We start from the raw sequence: 17,926 nt of genomic DNA, 5'->3' as shown, positions 1-17,926 counted from the left end.
GCCATCAGGGCCTCGCCGGGCCCGGGTGGGCCGATCCGGCGCCCTCCACCCGCAGGTCGAGGGCCACGTCCAGGGCGGGCGCAGAGTGCGTCAGCGCGCCGACCGACAGGTAGTCCACCCCGGTCGCGGCCACCTCCCGCGCGACCTCCAGGGTCAGCCCCCCGGTGGCCTCCAGCTCCGCGCGCCCGCCGACCAGCGCGACGACCTCGCGGAGCACCGCCGGCGGCATGTTGTCGCAGAGCAGGAAGTCCGCGCCGGCCTCCACCGCCTCCACCGCCTGCGCCGGCTCGTCGACCTCCACCTGCACCGTCACCCGCGGCGCGCGCTCCCGCACCGCGGCGACGGCGGCGGCGACCGACCCGGCGGCCGCGACGTGGTTGTCCTTGACCATCGCCACGTCGTAGAGGCCCATCCGCTTGTTCGACCCCCCGCCGCAGCGGACGGCGTACTTCTCCAGCGGGCGCAGCCCCGGGGTGGTCTTGCGGGTGTCCAGGACGACGGCGCCGGTGCCCTCGACGGCGTCCACCCACCGCCGGGTGAGCGTGGCGATGCCGCTGGCCCGGCCGGCGATGTTCAGCGCGCTGCGCTCGGCGGCCAGCAGCGCGCGCACCGGCCCGCGGACGGTGAGCAGCACGTCCCCGCGGCGCACGCGGTCGCCGTCGGAGGCGCCGGCGGTGAGCGCGGCGCCCGGGGCCAGCCGGGTGAAGACGCGGGCGGCGACGGGCAGGCCGGCGACCACCCCGTCGGCGCGGGCCACGAGGTCGGCGGTGCCGAGCCGACCGGCCGGGACGGTGGCGGCGCTGGTGACGTCGTGGGTGACCGCGAGGTCCGGGGCGCTGGGCAGCGGTGCGCCGCCGGTGAGGTCCTCGGCGAGGGTGCGCTCGACCAGCTCGGCCACCCAGGCCTCGGCCAGCCCGGTCCGGGAGAGGTCCCGGGGGTCGTTCACCACGGCCGCACCACCGGCGTCCCCACCGGGCGGCGGGTCACGGTCAGGGTGCCGTCGCGGCCGAGCCGGAGGTCCAGGTGGACCCGCCAGGCCTCGTCGGTGTCGGGGTGGTCCTCCCGCCAGTGGCAGCCGCGGGTCTCCTCCCGCGCGGCGGCCGCCGTCGCCAGCGCGGCGGCCACGGTGAGCAGGTCGGTGGCCTCCCAGCCGGCCACGCCCGGGGCCACGTCGGGGCCGAGGCCGGCGGCCAGCGCGGCCAGCCGCCCGGTGGCCTCGGCCAGGCCGGCGCCGCTGCGCAGCGCGCCGACCCGGGCCGACATCGTGTCGGTGACCTCGCGGCGGCCGGCCGGGTCGAGCAGCCCGGAGGGCACCGCCGGGGCGACGACGGCGGGCATCGCCGGCGGCAGCGCGCGGGCCAGCTCGGCGCCGATGCGGGCGGCGAAGACCAGCCCCTCCAGCAGCGAGTTGGAGGCCAGCCGGTTGGCCCCGTGCACGCCGGTGCAGGCCACCTCGCCGCAGGCGTAGAGGCCGGGGACCGTCGTCCGCCCGGCGAGGTCGGTGACCAGGCCGCCGGAGGCGTAGTGCGCGGCCGGGGTGACCGGGACCAGCTCGGTGGCCGGGTCGATGCCCGCCGACCGGCAGCTCGCCGTGATCGTCGGGAAGCGCTCGGCCACCCGGGGCACCTCCCGGGCGTCGAGCCACACGTGCGGGACGCCGTCGCGCAGCTGCACCGCGGTGATCGCCTTGGCGACGACGTCGCGGGGGGCGAGCTCGGCCATCGGGTGGACGCCGAGCATGAACCGCTCCCCCGCGCCGTCGCGCAGCACCGCCCCCTCGCCGCGCAGCGCCTCGCTGACCAGCGGCTGCTGCCCGCGGACGCCGGGGCCCAGCCACAGCGAGGTCGGGTGGAACTGCACGAACTCCAGGTCGGTGGCCACCGCGCCGGCGCGCAGGCCGAGGGCGACGCCGTCCCCCGTGGAGACCGAGGGGTTGGTGGTCGCCGCGTAGACCTGCCCCATGCCGCCGGTGGCGAGCACGACCGCGCGGGCGCGCACCGCGCCGACGCCGTCCGCGCTGCCCTCGCCGAGCACGTGCAGGGTGACGCCGGCGGCGCGGCCGTCGGCGTCGGTGAGCAGGTCCAGCACCATCGCGTGCTCGACGAGGGTGACGCCGGGGTCGGCGCGGACGGCGTCCTGCAGGGCGCGCTGCACCTCCGAGCCGGTGGCGTCGCCGCCGGCGTGCACGATGCGGTCGGCGGAGTGGCCGCCCTCGCGGGTGAGCAGCAGCCGGCCGGACGGGTCGCGGTCGAAGGCCGCGCCCCACTCGATCAGCTGGCGCAGCCGGCCCGGACCCTCGTGCACCAGCACGTCGACCGCCGCGGTCTCGCACAGCCCGACGCCGGCGACCTCGGTGTCGCGGGCGTGCGCCGCCGGGGTGTCGGCGGGGTCGAGGACCGCCGCGATGCCCCCCTGCGCCCAGCGGGTGGAGCCGGCGTCGGCGCGGACCTTGGTGACGACGGCGACCGACAGCCCGGCCGCCCGCGCGTGCAGGGCAACGCAGAGGCCCGCGACGCCGGAGCCGACCACGCAGACGTCGGCGGCCAGCTCCCACCCGGGCTCGGGGGCCGACAGGCGCAGCGGCAGCCCGGTGACCGGGTCGGCCGCGACGGTGGTCACCGGACCGGCACACCCAGGTCGCTGCGCGCCTGGTCCGCTGCACCCGGCACGGGGGCCGAGGGGTCGGCGCCGAGGTCGACGACGCGGTTGGCGGCGTCGACGTGCACGACCTTCGGCAGGTAGGACTTGGCCTCGGTCTCGTCCATGACGCCGTAGCTGATCAGGATGACCAGGTCGCCGGGGTGGACCAGGTGGGCGGCGGCACCGTTGATGCCGATCACCCCGCTGCCGCGCTCGCCGGGGATCACGTAGGTCTCCAGCCGGGCGCCGTTGGTGATGTCGACGATGGCCACCTGCTCGCCGGGCAGCAGGTCCGCGGCGTCGAGGAGGTCCTCGTCGACGGTCACCGAGCCCACGTAGTGCAGGTCGGCCTGGGTGACCGTCGCCCGGTGGATCTTGGACTTGAGCATCGTGCGCATCATCGGGTCTCTCCGAGTTCCACGGGCAGGTTGTCGATGAGTCGGGTGCTGCCGGCGCGCGCGGCGACCAGCAGGCGGGCCGGCCCGGCGGTGGGGGCCGGGCCGAGGTCGGGGTCGGTGAGCTCGAGGTAGTCGGGCACCAGGTCGGGGGCGCCGGCCAGCACCTCCCGCGCGGCGGCGAGCACGGCGCCACGGCCCCCGGGGCCGGCCGCGACACCGGCCCGCAGTGCCCTGCTCAACGCCACCGCGGTGGCCCGCAGTTCCGGCGAGAGGTAGCGGTTGCGGGAGGACAGCGCCAGCCCGTCGTCCTCGCGGACGGTGGGGACGCCGGCCACGTCGACACCGAGGGCCAGCTCGCGGGCCATCGCGCGGATGAGCACCAGCTGCTGGTAGTCCTTCTCCCCGAACAGCGCGAGGTCGGGCCGGACCAGCCCGAACAGCTTCGCCACCACGGTGAGGACGCCGGCGAAGTGGCCGGGCCGCACGGCGCCCTCCAGCACCGACCCGAGCGGGCCGGGGTGCACGGTCACCCCCGCCGCGCCGGGCGGGTAGACCTCCTCGACCGGCGGGTGGAAGACGGCGTCGGCGCCCTCCTCGGCCAGCGCGGCCAGGTCGGCGTCCCAGGTGCGCGGGTAGCGGTCGAAGTCCTCCCCCGGACCGAACTGGGTGGGGTTGACGAACACCGACACGACGACGCTGCCGGCCCGCTCGCGAGCGGCCCGGACCAGCGTGCGGTGGCCCTCGTGCAGCGCGCCCATCGTCGGCACGAGCGCGACCGGGGCGGGCAGCCGGGCCCGCAGCGCGCGGAGGTCCGCGGTGGTCTCGGCCACCGCGGGCGCGGTGGCGGTGCTCACCGGGAGCCCGCCGCGTCGCCGGCCTGCGCGGCCTCCAGCAGCTCCAGCAGCGGGGCCCCCTCGTGCCGCTTGAGCCGGCCGGCGACCAGGGCGCGCTCGGTGGTGCGCCGCGCCATCGCCACGTACCCGGCGACCGCGTCCGGCGCCCGCTCGGTCAGGGTCTCCAGGTGGTCGGCCACGGTGCCGACGTCCCCCCGGCTGACCGGGCCGGTGAGCCCGCGGTCGCCGCGGCGCAGCCCGTTGTCCAGGGCGGCGGTCAGCAGCGGCGCGAGCACCCGCGCGGGGCTGTCCACCCCGGCGGCCCGGAGCAGGTCGGCCGCCTCGGCGACGAGGGTGACCAGGTGGTTGGCCCCGGTGACCAGGGCCGCGTGGTACAGCCGCCGGTCGTCCTCGGCGACGGCGAACGGCTCGCCGCCCATCTCGAGGACCAGCGTCTGGGCGACCGGCAGGTGCTCCGGGGCGCTGGTGACGGCGAACGGGGCACCGGCCAGGCGGTCGACGTCCTCCGGGGCGCCGGTGAACGTCATCGCCGGGTGCAGGGCCAGCGGCAGGACGCCGGCCGCCGCGGCGGGGGCCAGCACGGCCAGGCCGTGGGCGCCGGAGGTGTGGAAGGCGAGCTGGCCCGGTCGCCAGATCCCGGTCTCGGCGAGCCCGGCGACCAGGCCGGGCAGCGTGTCGTCGGGGACGGCGAGGACCACGAGGTCCGCGGCGGCGACCACCTCGTCGGTGGGCACCAGCGGGACGCCGGGCAGCAGGCGGGCGGCGCGCTCGGCGGAGGCCGAGGAGACGCCGGCGGCGGCGACCACCTCGTGGCCGGCGGCGGTGAGCGCCGCACCCAGGACGGCGCCGACGCGGCCGGCGCCGACGACGCCCACGCGGAGGCGGGCGGGGGCGGAGTCCGCCGGCGGCAGGCCGGCGGGGCGGGTCCTGCGGGCAGCAGGCATCGGTGCACCTCTCGTTCCAGTCCCTGCCGGGTACCGGACTCGCAGGTCGCGGACCGCCTCGTCGCGGCCCGCCGGGTGTCGCGGGTGGTGCCGGCGCCCGGGCCGCTGCGACCGGGTGTGCCACGCGGGGGACGCCGAAGGCGAGTCTGTGACCGCCGCGGGGCGGGTGCAACGCCTGCACCCTGTGGGCTGCCTCACTCGGGGAGGCGCCTACGGTGTCCGGCGGCAGACCGACCGACGGCAGGAGGACGAGTGGGCACGATGGAGGGGCGCACCGCGCTGGTGACCGGCGCCAGCCGGGGCATCGGGCTGGGGATCGCGCGGAGCCTGGTCGACCGCGGGGCGCGCGTCGTCCTCACGGCCCGCAAGCAGGAGGCCCTGGCCGAGGCGGTCACCGCGCTGGGCGGCCCGGACGTCGCGGTCGGCGTGGCCGGCAACGCCGGGGACGCCGCGCACCGGGCCGAGGCCGTGCGCACCGCCGTCGACACCTTCGGCGGCCTGGACATGCTGGTCGGCAACGTCGGCATCAACCCCGTGTACGGCCCCATGGTCGACCTCGAGCTGGACAGCTTCCGCAAGATCCTCGACACCAACGTCGTCTCCACGCTCGGCCTGGTGCAGGAGGCCTGGCGGGCGTGGATGCGCGAGCGCGGCGGCTCGGTCCTGGTCGTCGCCTCGGTCGCGGGGCTGAAGTCCTCGCCGATGATCGGCGGCTACGGGGTGAGCAAGGCCGCGCTCATCAACCTGGTCACGCAGCTGTCCGTCGAGCTGGGGCCGACGGTGCGGGTCAACGCCGTCGCACCTGCGGTGGTGAAGACCCGCTTCGCCGGCGCCCTGTACGAGGGGCGCGAGGCCGAGGCCGCCGCGCAGTACCCGGTGGGCCGGCTCGGCGAGCCCGAGGACGTCGGGGAGGCCGCGGCCTACCTGCTCGGCGACGGCGCCGGCTGGGTCACCGGCCAGACGCTCGTGCTGGACGGCGGGGCGCTCTCGCGCGGCCCGGCCTAGAAGGACCCCGTCCTGCTCACCGCTCGCACGCTCCCGGCGAGCCGCTGGACGGGGCCGGGGGGTGCTCAGCTGCGGCCGAGCACCCGGGCGAGGACGTCGTCGCCCTCGCCGTCCTCGCGGTAGCGGCGCCGCCGCCGGCCGCCGGCGGGGGCGACCCCGTTCTGCGCGAGGATCTCCGCCAGCCGGGCGGAGCCGGGGTCCCCGGTCGCCGCCCGCGGCACCGGCGGGCGCACCTGCTGGGCCACCGGCCGGTCCCCGCGCGGCGCGGGCACCGGCTCCGCGGCCTGCTCCCCGGCCACGACCGCCGGACGCTCGACGGTCAGCACCGGGTCCGCCGGCGGGGCGTCGGCGTCCGTGCGGCGCCGGCGCGGCTCCTCCGACGGCGCCGGGGGCCGGCCGACGGTGAACTCGTGCCGCGGCCAGCGGCTGCCGGTGAGGGCCTCGACGGTGAGGGCGGGGGCCGGCGGGGCCAGCTCGCGGGGGGCGGGGACGGCGGCCGTCGGTGCGGGCTCCGCCGCCCGCACCGGCTCCGGCGGGACGACGGGGTCGGCCACGACCGCCGGTGACTCCACCGTGGCCGGCCCGGTGCGCAGGGACTGCGTCCGGAGCGTGACCCGCTCGACCAGCATCTCCCCCGAGGTCCGCTCCCCCAGCTCGCTGCGCAGCCGCCCGACGTCGGTGCGCAGGTCGGCCAGGGCGGCGAGGTCCGCGCGCAGCCCGGCCAGGTCGGCGAGACCGCCGCGCAGGCCGCCGAGCGCGACGATCTCCCGGCGCAGGCCCTCGACGTCCGCGCGCAGCCCGGCCAGCCCGTCGAGGTCGCCGCGCAGGGCGGCGACCCGGTCGAGGTCGGCGCGCAGCACCGGCAGCTGCCCCAGGTCCGACCGCAGGCCCGCGGGACCGGTCAGCTCGCGCCCGAGGCGGGCCGCCTCCGCGAGGTCCGGGGCCAGACCGGAGATCCGGCCGAGGTCGCCGCGCAGCGCCTCGAGGTCGCCGCGCAGCGCCGCCAGGTCCTCCCGTAGCGCCGTGTCGGCCTCCCGGCGCCCCTCGGCCTGCGTCCGCTGCTCGCGGCGGACGGCGACGTCCCGCTCGTGCGCCAGCCACTGCACGACCTCGCGGTCGGCGCCGGCACCGCTCCCGCGGCGCGTGGCGACGAGGGCGGCGAGCACGAAGGCCCAGGCGGCGGCCAGGGCGGCCAGGCGCACGACCCGGACGTCGTCGGCGAGCAGGACCACCACGGTGGCGGCCGCGGCGAGCACGGCCCCGGCCACCAGTCCGAGCGTCCGCGGGCCCGACCGGACCGGCGACGGCACCGCGCTCCCGTCCGTCGACATGGCGCTCAGCGTAACGCTCCGCGAGCCTGCGGCCACGTTCCGGACAGGGGACACGGCGGGGGCGCCGGGGCGACCCCCGGCGCCCCGGCGCGGTGGTGCGGTGGTGCGGTGGTGGCTCAGCCCTGCGCGAGCGCCCCGTCCGAGCTGAACACCAGGCCGATGGAGACCTCGCCCTGCTGGATCGCGCTCTTGGTCAGCGGGCCACCGGCGTCCAGCTCCCGGAAGTCGGCGAACTGCAGGCCGTAGGTCTCCTCCAGGCCGGGCTGGCACTGCGGCCGCTCCGGGCACTCGGCCGGCCCGCCGAGCACCAGCGACCCGTCCCCGCAGGCGTCGGCGAGCTCGGAGAGCGTCGAGACGCCCACCTGGTCGGCGAAGGCCTCGGTGACCGCGAACGCGTTCTGGTCGGCGGCCTCGCTCGGCTCGCCGAACACCAGACCGGCCTGCTCGGCGAGGGGCTGGAGGGCGGTGACCGTCTCCTGGACGTCCCCGCTGGCCACGCCCTCGGCGTCGGCGCCGTTGACCTGGCGGTTGAGGAAGTCGGTGACCGTGGCGAGGTACTCGGGGAAGACCTGGATGTCGGCACCGGACTGCAGCGCCGGCAGGTACAGCTCCCGGTTGCCGACCTCGGCGACCGAGGCGTCGAAGCCCGCGGCCTGGAGCACGTCGGCGTAGACGTGGGCCAGGATCGTCGACTCGGTGAAGTTGGCGCCGCCGACGACGATCCGTCCGCTGCCCTGCTCGAGGCCGCTGGTGTCCACGTTGGCCTCGACCCACTCGGCGGCGACCTCCTCGGCGCTGCGCCGCTCGAGGTCCACCGCGGCGTTCATGTCGATGAGGTCCTCGGTGGTGAGCGCCGCGGACACCGCGTCCAGGGCCGGCAGCAGCGCCGGGTTGGCCGCGGCGGTGGCGGCGTTGACCGCCGGGACGACGTTGTCGGCGTTCTGCAGCTGCTGGTCGTCCTCGAGGACGACGAGCTGGTCGCCGGCGACCGGGGCGCAGGCGTCGCCGGAGGCCGTGCCGCCGCCACCCCCGCCACCGGTGCCCGACGAACCCGACTCACCGCACGCGGTGACCAGCACCGCCGCCAGGGCGAGCGGGGGGATGACCCGGGAGATCCTGCGCATGAGTCCCGCCTTCTGTGTCCCGTGCGGCAGGCGGCCGCGACGCGTGTCTGGCGGGAGGTGCCCCGCGCCGCACATGCAACCCCCCGCGTCCGCCCGCGGCCAACCCGGATCCGCAGGTGTTGCCCGGTTGTTACGGAAGGTCCCGGGGTCGGGAGGAGCAGCTCAGGAGGGGACGCCGACCGCGGTGGCCTCCGGCTCACCGGCCTGCGTGCGGGCTCGGCGCCGGGGCGGGAAGGGCAGCCGGCGCCGGCCGGGTGTCACGGCCCACGAGACCAGCACGAGCACCGCCTCGGTGGCCAGGGCGAGCAGCGCCACCAGCAGCGCCCCGGCGATCATCTGGCCGTAGTCCTGCTGGCCGAAGCCGAGCGTGATGATCTGCCCGAGCCCGCCACCGGCGACCAGGGCGGCCAGCCCGGCGGTGGCCACGACCTGGACCGCGGCCGTCCGGATGCCCGTCATCACCAGGGGCAGGGCGAGCGGGAGGTCGACCCGGCGGATGACCTGCCCCCGGCTGAGGCCCATGCCCCGGGCCGCCTCGCGGACGTCGGGGTCCACCCCGCGGAAGCCGACGAAGGTGTTGGTGAGGATCGGCGGGACGGCGAAGACCGCCAGCGCGATGGTGGTGGCGCGGGGGCCGAAGCCGATGGGCGTGACGGCGAAGACGGTGAGCAGCGCCAGCGTCGGGATCGCCCGGCTCACGTTCGACACCACGACGACGACGCCGCTGCCCCGGTCCGTGGTCGCGATGAGGACGCCGAGGGGAACGGCGAGGACCGCGGCCGCCAGGACGGCGACCACCGAGATGGTCAGGTGCTCGACGAGCAGGTCGAGGATGCCCCGGGGCCGGGTCCAGTTGAACGGGTCGTTGAGGTAGACGAACGCGTCGCGGACATCGCTCACGTCCGCACCGCCCGGGTCCACGGGGTGAGCAGGCGCTCGGCCCCGGCGAGCAGCAGGTCCGCGGTGAGCGCCAGCAGCACGCAGCCCAGCGCACCGGTGACGATCTCCGCCCGGTAGAAGTTGCTGTTGAAGCCGCCGATGATCAGCTGACCGAGGCCGCCGTTGCCGGTGATGACACCGACGGTGACCAGGGCGACGGTGGAGACGGTCGCGATCCGCAGGCCGGCCATGAAGGCGGGCAGGGCCAGCGGCAGGTCGACCTGGAGGAACAGCCGCGCCGGCCCGTAGCCCATCCCCCGGGCGGCCTCCCGGACGTCGGGGGGCACCGCCTGCAGCCCGGCGAGGAAGTTCCGCACGAGGATGACCAGGGTGTAGAGGGTCAGGCCGACGAGCACCGTGGTGGCCGACAGCGGGCCGGTGTACGGGGCCAGGAACGCGAACATGGCCAGCGAGGGGATCGTGTAGACGATCGTCGAGAAGCCGAGGACCGGCCCGGACAGCCACCGGGTGCGGCGGGCGAGCAGGGCCAGCGGGAGCGCGATCAGGGCCCCGAGCAGCACCGCCCCGATCGTGAGCCTGACGTGCTGGCCGGCGTAGCCCACAATGGTGGACCAGTTGGCGGTCACGTAGGACGGGTCGAACCAGGGGTTGGGCACCTCCTCCGCCGCGACCACCACCGAGGCGCTCGTCGCGTCCAGCAGAGGGCGCGCTCCCAGGAAGGCCACGTCGTGGACGCTACTGCCGCCGCCCCCTCGCTGACCAAGCCGAGACCCGCGGGCGGCGGGGCCGAGGAGATCCGGCTGGAGGGCGTGAGCAAGACCTACGCCGACGGGACGGTCGGGGTGGCGGAGCTCGACCTGACCTTCGCCGCGGGCGAGCTGTCGGTGCTGGTCGGCCCGTCCGGCTGCGGCAAGACCACCACGATGAAGATGATCAACCGGATCATCGAGCCGACGACCGGCCGGATCCTCCTCGGCGGCGAGGACGTCACCCGGGTCGACCCCGACAAGCTGCGCCGGCGCATCGGCTACGTCATCCAGAACGTGGGCCTGTTCCCCCACCAGACCGTGCGCACCAACGTCGGCACGGTCCCGCGGCTGCTCGGCTGGGACCGGGCGCGGACCCGGGCGCGGGTCGACGAGCTGCTGGCGACCGTGGGCCTCGACCCGGCCGTGCACGGCGACCGATACCCGGCCCAGCTCTCCGGTGGTCAGCGCCAGCGCGCCGGGGTGGCCCGGGCGCTGGCCGCCGATCCCGCCGTCCTGCTGATGGACGAGCCGTTCTCCGCGGTCGACCCGGTGGTGCGGGAACGACTGCAGGCGGAGTTCCTGCGCCTGCAGCAGACGGTGCGCAAGACGATCGTGTTCGTGACCCACGACATCGAGGAGGCGGTGCGGCTCGGCGACCGCATCGCGGTGATGAGCCACGGGGGCCACGTGGAGCAGTTCGCCCCTCCGGCGGAGGTCCTGGGCTCGCCGGCCAGCCCGTTCGTGGCCGACTTCGTCGGTGCCGACCGCGGGCTCAAGCGGCTGGCGGTGACGCCGATCGACCCCACCGACCTCGAGCGCCCCCCGGTGGTGCAGGTGACCGACGGGCTCGCCGACGCCCGTGCGGCGCTCGACCGGGCCGGCGCCCGGTGGGCGGTCGTGCTCGACGACCGCGGCGCGCTGCACGGCTGGCTGTCCGCCGAGCGGGCCACGGGCCCGGGGACCGTGGACACCGTGGCCCGGCGGATGGACGCGTGGGTGCCGGCCGATGCCTCGCTCAAGGACGCCTTCGCCACCATGCTGCAGCTGGAGGCGGGCTGGGTGGCGGTGCTGGACGGCGACCGGTTCCTCGGCGTCCTCACCCCGGAGTCGCTGCACGCCGCGCTGCGCCGCTCGGTGGCCGGCGCCACCCCGGAGACCGCGGGCACCTCCCTCAGCTGAGCCCGGGGGGTCGTGACCCGGCGTCCTCCCTCAGCGGCCCTCCTCGTCCCCCGTCCGGGGCGGGACGCGGCAGGCCGACTCCAGCCACAGCGCGGCGGCCACCAGCGCGGCGGCGCAGACGACGCCGACCACGGCGGCCACGGTGTCGCCGCGGGCGGCCACCAGCCGGGAGACCGCGGGGGCCACGTGGGCCAGCACGCCGAGCCAGATGCCGAGGAAGACCGCGCCGACGTAGGCGCTGGCCTGGGCCAGGACGGCCAGCCGGGCGACGAGCATCGGCTCCACGGGCCGCAGCGGGGGTGCGGTGCGCTCACCGGGCGGGCGGCGGTCCCGCTGGGCGGCCAGCCGGGCGCGCAGCGCGCGCGTGCCCAGCACCTCGGCCACCGCGAGGACGCCGAGCGGCACGGCCATCCACCAGCGCAGCGGCGGCAGGCTCCCGTAGCTGCTGCGGACCACCAGCCAGGTCGCCAGCGCCAGCCCGGCGGCGAGGACGGCGAGGTCCCGCCGCGGCACCGGCCTCACCGGCGGTCCCCGCTCACTGCAGGTGCTCCCAGCGCACGACCGCCTCGACCTCCTCGGGCGGCAGGGCGGCCACCAGGTCGGCGACCCGGCCGGAGCCGGGCAGCACCGCGGTGGGGTCGAGGGCCAGCCAGGGCACGAGCACGAACGCGCGCTCGGCGGCGCGCGGGTGCGGCAGCGTCAGCGCCGGGTCGGCGGAGACCACCGGGCTGCCGTCGTCCGCGGTCACGGTGACCACGTCGACGTCCAGCGTGCGCGCCCCCCAGCGCACCTCCCGGGTGCGCCCGGCCGCCAGCTCCAGCTCGTGCGCCCGGGCCAGCCAGCCCGCGGCGTCCCGCTCGCCGCGGACCACCGCGACCGCGTTGAGGTACGGCGGCTGCTCGACCGGGCCCCAGGGCGGGGTCTCGTACAGCGTGGAGCGCGCCACCAGCACCCCCTCGTCGTGCAGGGCGCTGATCGCCACGCGCAGCGCGGCGGCGCGGTCGCCGAGGTTGGCCCCGAGCGACAGGACGGCCCGGCTCATGCCGGGCGTTCCCGGCGGATGGCGACGGTGACGTCGTCGAAGGGCACGCCCAGCTCGGCGTCGGGCTTGTGCACGGTGATCTCCGCGGCGTCGACCAGCGGGTCGGCGAGGCAGACGTCGGCCAGCCGCTGGGCGAGGGTCTCCAGCAGGTCGACCGGGTCCCCGGTGAGGACGCCGTGCAGCCGCTGCGCCAGCTCGGCGTAGTTGACCGTCCGCGCCAGGTCGTCGCCGGCCGCGGCGGGGGCGGTGTCGAGCTCCAGGACGGCGTCGACGCGGAAGGCCTGCCCCCGCTCGCGCTCCCAGTCGTAGACGCCGTGGTGGGCGTGCGCGGTGATCCCCCGCACGGTGATGCGGTCCGGGGTGCGCCGGGTGGGCTGCTCAGCCACGGGGGCTCCTCTCACGGCGGGCGGCCTGCACCGCCGCCACGGTGCGGACGGCGTCGACCGAGGCGGCCGCGTCGTGCACCCGCACCCCCCAGGCGCCGGCCTCGGCGGCCAGGACGGTGGTGGCCAGGGTCGCGGCGTCGCGCTCCTCGGCCGGGCGCGGGGGGCCGTCGGGGTCGGCGAGCAGGCGGCCGAGGAAGGTCTTGCGGGAGGCCCCGACGAGCACCGGCAGGCCCAGCGACACCAGCCGGTCGAGGCCGGCCAGCAGCGCCCAGTTGTGCTCGGCGCGCTTGGCGAAGCCCAGCCCGGGGTCGAGGACGAGCTGGGCGGGGTCCACCCCGGCGGCGACGACGTCCTCGACGCGGGCGGTGAGCTCGGCGCCGACCTCGGTGACGACGTCGCCGTAGCGCGCCGCGGCGTACATCTCGCGGCTGTGCCCCCGCCAGTGCATGAGCACCCACGGGACGCCGGCGTCGGCGACCAGCGCGGCCATGCCGGCGTCGGCCAGCCCGCCGCTGACGTCGTTGACCAGCACCGCGCCCGCCGCCAGGGCCGCCGCGGCGACCTCGGCTCGGGTGGTGTCGACGCTGACCCGCACACCGGCGGCGGCGAGCTCCCGGACGACGGGCAGCACCCGCCGGCACTCCTCGTCGGCGTCCACCCGGTCGGCGCCGGGCCGGGTCGACTCCCCGCCCACGTCGACGTAGTCGGCCCCGGCGGCGTGCATGGCCAGCCCGTGCGCGACCGCCGAGGGCGCGTCGGCGAAGCAGCCGCCGTCGGAGAACGAGTCCGGGGTGACGTTCAGGACCCCCATGACGACGCAGCGGCCGGGGCGCGGGAGCTGCGGGTGGACCGTCACCGGCCCAGCACGAGGCCCATCGCCTCGGCGCGGGTGGCCGCGTTGTCGCGGAAGATGCCGCGGACGGCGCTGGTGACCGTCGAGGACCCGGGCTTGCGGATCCCGCGCATCGCCATGCACAGGTGCTCGGCCTGGATGACGACCAGCACGCCCCGCGGCTTGAGCACCTCGGCGAGGGCGTCGGCGATCTGGCTGGTCATCCGCTCCTGCACCTGCGGGCGCCGGGCGTAGACCTCGACCAGCCGCGCCAGCTTGGACAGCCCGGTGACCCGGCCGTCGTCCCCGGGGATGTAGCCGATGTGGGCCACCCCGTGGAAGGGCACCAGGTGGTGCTCGCAGGTCGAGTACATCGGGATGTCCTTGACCAGGACCATCTCGTCGTGGTCCTCGTCGAAGGTGGTCGCGAGGACGTCGGCGGGGTCCTGCCACAGCCCGGCGAAGGTCTCCGCGTAGGCCCGCGCCACGCGGCCCGGGGTGTCGCGCAGGCCGGGGCGGTCGGGGTCCTCCCCCACCGCGAGCAGCAGCTCCCGCACCGCCGCGGCCGCGCGCGCGTGGTCGACGCCGGGCCGCGGCGGGGGGAGCAGCAGGTCGTCGGGCTCGGCCGGCACCTCGCTCACGAGCCCTCCTCGCCGGCCCGGGACGGACGCGGTCGCGGTGCGGTGCCCACCGGCAGGGCGGCGGGCCCGCTCACCTCTGCACCGGCGCGCCGACGTCCCCCACCGGCGCGGCGTCGTCCCCCTTGATCAGGCTCCTGCCGTTCTGCGCGGCCCGCTCGGCCGGCGTCAGCACCGGCGGCTGGTCCGACGGGGTCCGCTTGCCGAAGCCGTTGTACGGCGCCAGCGACGGCCGCTTGGTGACCGGTGCGCAGATGCGGTCCATGTCCTCCTTGGACAGGGTCTCCTTCTCGATCAGCTCGAGCACGAGCTGGTCGAGGACGCCCCGGTACTCCACCAGGATCTCCCACGCCTCGTCGTGCGCGGCCTCGATGAGCGCGCGGATCTCCGCGTCGATGTCGGCGGCCACGGCGTCGGAGTAGTCCGGCCGGGTGTGCATGTCCCGCCCCATGAAGGGCTCGGAGTCCCCGCTGCCGTACTTCACCGCGCCCAGCTTGGCGCTCATGCCGTACTGGGTCACCATCGCGCGGGCCATCGCGGTGGCCTTCTCGATGTCGTTGCCGGCACCGGTGGTCGGCTCGTGGAACACCAGCTCCTCGGCCGCCCGACCGCCCAGCGCGTAGGCCAGGGTGTCGATCATCTCCGACCGGGTCTGGGTGTACTTGTCCTCGGTGGGGAGGACGAGCGTGTGCCCGAGCGAGCGGCCGCGCGGCAGGATCGTCACCTTGTGCACCGGGTCCAGGTTGGGCAGCGCGTGCGCCACGAGAGCGTGCCCGCCCTCGTGGTAGGCGGTGACCTTCTTCTCCTTCTCGCTCATCGCCCGCGTCTTGCGCTCCGGGCCGGCGATGACGCGGTCGATCGCCTCCTCGAGCACCTCGTCGGTGATGAGCGACTCGCTGCGGCGGGCGGTGAGCAGCGCGCCCTCGTTCAGCACGTTGGCGAGGTCGGCGCCGGTGAACCCGGGGGTGCGGCGGGCGACGGTCTCCAGGTCGACGTCGGGCGCGAGCGGCTTGCCCTTGGCGTGCACCTCGAGGATCTTCTTGCGGCCGCCGAGGTCGGGCCGGTCGACGGCGATCTGCCGGTCGAAGCGGCCCGGGCGCAGCAGCGCCGGGTCGAGGATGTCCGGCCGGTTCGTGGCGGCGATGAGGATGACGCCGCCCTTCACGTCGAAGCCGTCCATCTCGACGAGCATCTGGTTGAGCGTCTGCTCGCGCTCGTCGTGGCCGCCGCCCATGCCCGCGCCGCGGTGCCGGCCGACGGCGTCGATCTCGTCGATGAAGATGATCGCCGGGGCGTTCTCCTTGGCCTGGTTGAACAGGTCCCGGACCCGGCTGGCGCCGACGCCGACGAACATCTCGACGAAGTCCGACCCGGAGATCGAGTAGAAGGGCACGCCGGCCTCACCGGCCACGGCCCGGGCGAGCAGGGTCTTGCCGGTCCCGGGCGGGCCGAACAGCAGCACGCCCTTGGGGATCTTCGCCCCCACGGCCTGGAACTTGACCGGGTTGGCGAGGAAGTCCTTGATCTCGTGCAGCTCCTCGATCGCCTCGTCGGCGCCCGCGACGTCGGCGAACGTGGTCTTCGGCATGTCCTTGCTGACCGTCTTGGCCTTGGACTTGCCGAAGGCCATGACTCCGCGGCCGCCGCCCTGCATCGAGTTGAACAGCCAGAACAGCAGCAGCAGGAGGATCACGAACGGCAGGAAGCTGATCAGGATGCTGACCAGCACGCTCTCCTGCGTGACGTTGGTGTCGTAGTCGACGGCCTCGCCGTCGCCGTCCAGGCCCGAGACGAGGTCGAAGACGTCGTCGGCCGCGCCGATCGGGTAGGAGGCGGTGATGCGCTCGCTGCCCTCGACCGGGTCCACCAGGTCGAGGTCGAGCGTCTGCTCCTTGTCGTTGATCGTCACCGAGTCGACGTTGCCGCTGGTGATCTGCTCGAGCGCCGTCGCGGTGGAGACCTGCGTGTACTCGCGGCCGCCACCGAAGAGCGACGAGACCCCGAGGGCGACCAGGACGACGAGGACGACCCAGAACCACACGGAGCGGAAGATCTTCTTACGTTCCATACACCGATGCCGGGCTGCCGGGAGACCGGTCGCCCGTCGACCCTCCTGATCGTCCGGGGGACGCTCCCTGCGACCCGGGCGGGCACCCCGGCGCCGGCGCAGCGTCGTTGCGATCGACGGTACACCGGGGCTGCTGTCAGGACCCTGTGCGCGGACCCGACGACACCTGGGAGGAGGGCGGGTCCCCCCTACCGGGGGAGATCCGCGGTGATCACGGGGTCACGTCGAGTAGACCTCGGGCTTGAGCGTCGCGATGTAGGGCAGGTCGCGGTAGCGCTCGGCGTAGTCCAGGCCGTAGCCGACGACGAACTCGTTGGGGATGTCGAAGCCGACGTAGCGCACCGGGACGTCGACCTTGACCGCCTCGGGCTTGCGCAGCAGGGCGCAGACCTCCAGCGAGGCCGGCCGCCGGCTGCCCAGGTTCTTGAGCAGCCACGACAGGGTCAGACCCGAGTCGATGATGTCCTCGATGACCAGCACGTGCCGGTCGCTGATGTCCCGGTCGAGGTCCTTGAGGATGCGGACGACGCCGGAGGAGCTGGTCGCCGACCCGTAGGAGGAGACGGCCATGAACTCCATCTGGGTGGGCAGCTGCAGCGCGCGGGCGAAGTCGCTCATGAACAGCACCGCGCCCTTGAGGACGCCGACCAGCAGCACCTCGCGACCCTCGTAGTCGGCGGCGACCTGCCCCGCCAGCTCGCCGATCTTGGCCTGGATCTGCTCCTCGCCGAGCAGCACGTGGTCGATGTCGGGGCCGTAACCGTGGTGGTCGCCGAGCTCGCCGGACTCAGTCACGCCTGGGACGCTCCTCGGGGATGTCGGGGGTGCCCCCGGGTCGGGGGCCGCCGTGGCCGCGGGCCAGCAGCTCCAGACTGCCAGACGCCCGGCGGACCCCGGCACCGCCCGGCAGGTGGACCGCGCCCTGCCCCCGCCAACCGCTGACCAGGGCGTCGACGGCGGCGAGGTGCACCGCCTGCAGGTCGGGCACCCCCGCCGTCCGCAGCCAGCCGCGCAGCACCCGGCGGCGCAGCGCGGCGGGCAGCGCGGCGAGGGCGACGGCGGGCAGCGGGCCGCCCGCGGGCCCGGGCGCCAGCCGGTCCAGCTCGGCGGCGGCCAGCGCGTCGAGGGCGTCGAGGTCCTCGCGCAGCATCGCCGCGGTCCGGGCCAGCGCGGGCGCCACCCCCCCGCCGAGCACCTCTTCGAGCAGGGGCAGGGCCTCGCCGCGCACGCGGGCGCGGGCGAGGGCGGGGTCGGTGTTCCACGGGTCGTCCCAGACCGGCAGCCCCTGGTCCGCGCAGGCCGCGCGGGTGGTGCGGCGCCGGACGCCGAGCAGGGGCCGCCACCAGGTGACGCCGCGGTCCACCCGCGCGGCGACCATCCCGGCGACGCTGCGCGGGCCCGAGCCGCGCCCGAGTCCCAGCAGCACCGTCTCGGCCTGGTCGTCGAGGGTGTGCCCCAGCGCCACCCGGGCGCCGAGCTCGGCCGCCGCCGCGGCCAGGGCGGCGGAGCGGGCCGCGCGGGCCGCGCCCTCGGGGCCGCCCGTCGCGGGCACGGCCACCGTCAGCACCCGCACCGGGTCCAGGCCCAGCCCGCGCAGCAGGGCGGCGGTGGCCGCGGCGCGCTCGGCCGAGCCGGGCTGCAGGCCGTGGTCGACGGTCACCCCGCCCACGCGGACCCCCGCCGTCCGGGACTCGAAGGCCAGCGCGGCGGCGAGGGCGACCGAGTCCGGGCCGCCGCTGCAGGCGGCCAGCACCGGCGCGGGGGAACCCCGCAGGCCGGCCCGGACGGCGGACCGCAGGTCCGCGACCGCGCGCGGCGGGCCGGCCACGGGCGGGC

19 protein-coding genes are annotated in these 17,926 nt (G+C 76.5%); 2 read left to right on the top strand and 17 right to left on the bottom strand.

Annotation, left to right across the window (positions count from 1 at the left end; translation table 11 throughout):
- Positions 1-4: 4 nt before the first annotated feature.
- From nadC to ACI8AC_RS11560, 5 genes are read right to left on the bottom strand one after another with little or no spacing between them, the layout of a single operon-like run.
- Positions 5-946 carry a carboxylating nicotinate-nucleotide diphosphorylase gene (gene nadC, locus ACI8AC_RS11580; protein WP_456897915.1) on the bottom strand — a complete coding sequence of 314 codons (942 nt, stop codon included), beginning with the start codon at positions 944-946 and terminating at the stop codon, positions 5-7.
- A complete protein-coding gene (locus tag ACI8AC_RS11575) occupies positions 943-2,619 on the bottom strand; it encodes an L-aspartate oxidase (RefSeq protein WP_456897914.1) in 1,677 nt (558 codons plus the stop codon). The genes nadC and ACI8AC_RS11575 overlap by 4 nt, the downstream gene beginning before the upstream one ends.
- On the bottom strand, positions 2,616-3,041 hold the full coding sequence (gene panD / locus ACI8AC_RS11570; RefSeq protein WP_456897913.1) for an aspartate 1-decarboxylase: 426 nt from the start codon (positions 3,039-3,041) through the stop codon (positions 2,616-2,618). Before panD ends, ACI8AC_RS11575 begins: the two co-directional genes overlap by 4 nt.
- Positions 3,038-3,892, bottom strand: a complete 855-nt coding sequence (panC, locus tag ACI8AC_RS11565) for a pantoate--beta-alanine ligase (protein ID WP_456897912.1) — start codon at positions 3,890-3,892, stop codon at positions 3,038-3,040. The genes panD and panC overlap by 4 nt, the downstream gene beginning before the upstream one ends.
- Positions 3,889-4,836 (bottom strand): Rossmann-like and DUF2520 domain-containing protein, encoded by a 948-nt coding sequence (locus tag ACI8AC_RS11560; protein ID WP_456897911.1) that lies wholly within the window; start codon positions 4,834-4,836, stop codon positions 3,889-3,891. The genes panC and ACI8AC_RS11560 overlap by 4 nt, the downstream gene beginning before the upstream one ends.
- A gap of 261 nt (positions 4,837-5,097) precedes the next feature.
- On the opposite strand from ACI8AC_RS11560, the gene ACI8AC_RS11555 reads away from it, so the two are divergent.
- A complete protein-coding gene (locus ACI8AC_RS11555) occupies positions 5,098-5,841 on the top strand; it encodes an SDR family oxidoreductase (RefSeq protein ID WP_456897983.1) in 744 nt (247 codons plus the stop codon).
- A gap of 65 nt (positions 5,842-5,906) precedes the next feature.
- Here ACI8AC_RS11555 and ACI8AC_RS11550 read toward each other — a convergent pair whose 3' ends face one another.
- The 4 genes from ACI8AC_RS11550 to ACI8AC_RS11535 form a co-directional block, all read right to left on the bottom strand.
- Complete coding sequence (locus ACI8AC_RS11550) at positions 5,907-7,172, bottom strand: DUF6779 domain-containing protein (protein ID WP_456897910.1); 1,266 nt, start codon at positions 7,170-7,172, stop codon at positions 5,907-5,909.
- A gap of 116 nt (positions 7,173-7,288) precedes the next feature.
- Positions 7,289-8,296 (bottom strand): glycine betaine ABC transporter substrate-binding protein, encoded by a 1,008-nt coding sequence (locus tag ACI8AC_RS11545; RefSeq protein ID WP_456897909.1) that lies wholly within the window; start codon positions 8,294-8,296, stop codon positions 7,289-7,291.
- A gap of 162 nt (positions 8,297-8,458) precedes the next feature.
- The gene (locus tag ACI8AC_RS11540) at positions 8,459-9,196 is read right to left on the bottom strand and encodes an ABC transporter permease (protein ID WP_456897908.1); all 738 of its coding nucleotides are present in this window, start codon (positions 9,194-9,196) and stop codon (positions 8,459-8,461) included.
- Positions 9,193-9,921 carry an ABC transporter permease gene (locus ACI8AC_RS11535; protein WP_456897907.1) on the bottom strand — a complete coding sequence of 243 codons (729 nt, stop codon included), beginning with the start codon at positions 9,919-9,921 and terminating at the stop codon, positions 9,193-9,195. Before ACI8AC_RS11535 ends, ACI8AC_RS11540 begins: the two co-directional genes overlap by 4 nt.
- 3 nt (positions 9,922-9,924) lie before the next feature.
- On the opposite strand from ACI8AC_RS11535, the gene ACI8AC_RS11530 reads away from it, so the two are divergent.
- Positions 9,925-11,124 (top strand): ABC transporter ATP-binding protein, encoded by a 1,200-nt coding sequence (locus ACI8AC_RS11530; protein ID WP_456897906.1) that lies wholly within the window; start codon positions 9,925-9,927, stop codon positions 11,122-11,124.
- A 30-nt stretch (positions 11,125-11,154) separates the two neighbouring features.
- On the opposite strand, the gene ACI8AC_RS11525 is transcribed toward ACI8AC_RS11530, so the two are convergent.
- The 8 genes from ACI8AC_RS11525 to tilS all read right to left on the bottom strand — a co-directional run bounded on the left by ACI8AC_RS11525 (position 11,155) and on the right by tilS (position 17,918).
- Positions 11,155-11,646, bottom strand: a complete 492-nt coding sequence (locus ACI8AC_RS11525) for a DUF3180 domain-containing protein (RefSeq protein WP_456897905.1) — start codon at positions 11,644-11,646, stop codon at positions 11,155-11,157.
- A gap of 13 nt (positions 11,647-11,659) precedes the next feature.
- Positions 11,660-12,166 (bottom strand): 2-amino-4-hydroxy-6-hydroxymethyldihydropteridine diphosphokinase, encoded by a 507-nt coding sequence (gene folK / locus ACI8AC_RS11520; RefSeq protein WP_456897904.1) that lies wholly within the window; start codon positions 12,164-12,166, stop codon positions 11,660-11,662.
- Positions 12,163-12,552: a dihydroneopterin aldolase gene (folB, locus tag ACI8AC_RS11515; RefSeq protein WP_456897903.1), complete on the bottom strand. Its 390-nt coding sequence runs from the start codon at positions 12,550-12,552 to the stop codon at positions 12,163-12,165. Before folB ends, folK begins: the two co-directional genes overlap by 4 nt.
- Positions 12,545-13,408, bottom strand: a complete 864-nt coding sequence (folP, locus tag ACI8AC_RS11510) for a dihydropteroate synthase (RefSeq protein WP_456897902.1) — start codon at positions 13,406-13,408, stop codon at positions 12,545-12,547. Before folP ends, folB begins: the two co-directional genes overlap by 8 nt.
- Positions 13,405-14,025, bottom strand: coding sequence for a GTP cyclohydrolase I FolE (gene folE, locus ACI8AC_RS11505; RefSeq protein WP_456897901.1), 621 nt, complete (start codon positions 14,023-14,025; stop codon positions 13,405-13,407). Before folE ends, folP begins: the two co-directional genes overlap by 4 nt.
- 70 nt (positions 14,026-14,095) lie before the next feature.
- On the bottom strand, positions 14,096-16,090 hold the full coding sequence (gene ftsH, locus ACI8AC_RS11500; RefSeq protein ID WP_456897900.1) for an ATP-dependent zinc metalloprotease FtsH: 1,995 nt from the start codon (positions 16,088-16,090) through the stop codon (positions 14,096-14,098).
- A 219-nt stretch (positions 16,091-16,309) separates the two neighbouring features.
- On the bottom strand, positions 16,310-16,885 hold the full coding sequence (hpt, locus tag ACI8AC_RS11495) for a hypoxanthine phosphoribosyltransferase (RefSeq protein ID WP_456897899.1): 576 nt from the start codon (positions 16,883-16,885) through the stop codon (positions 16,310-16,312).
- Positions 16,878-17,918 (bottom strand): tRNA lysidine(34) synthetase TilS, encoded by a 1,041-nt coding sequence (gene tilS, locus ACI8AC_RS11490; protein WP_456897898.1) that lies wholly within the window; start codon positions 17,916-17,918, stop codon positions 16,878-16,880. Before tilS ends, hpt begins: the two co-directional genes overlap by 8 nt.
- Positions 17,919-17,926 lie beyond the last annotated feature (8 nt).

The sequence above is a fragment of the Geodermatophilus sp. SYSU D00758 genome, from assembly GCF_054049955.1.
The sequence above is the reverse complement of the archived record's forward strand: the minus strand, read 5'-3'. Positions and strand labels throughout refer to the sequence as shown.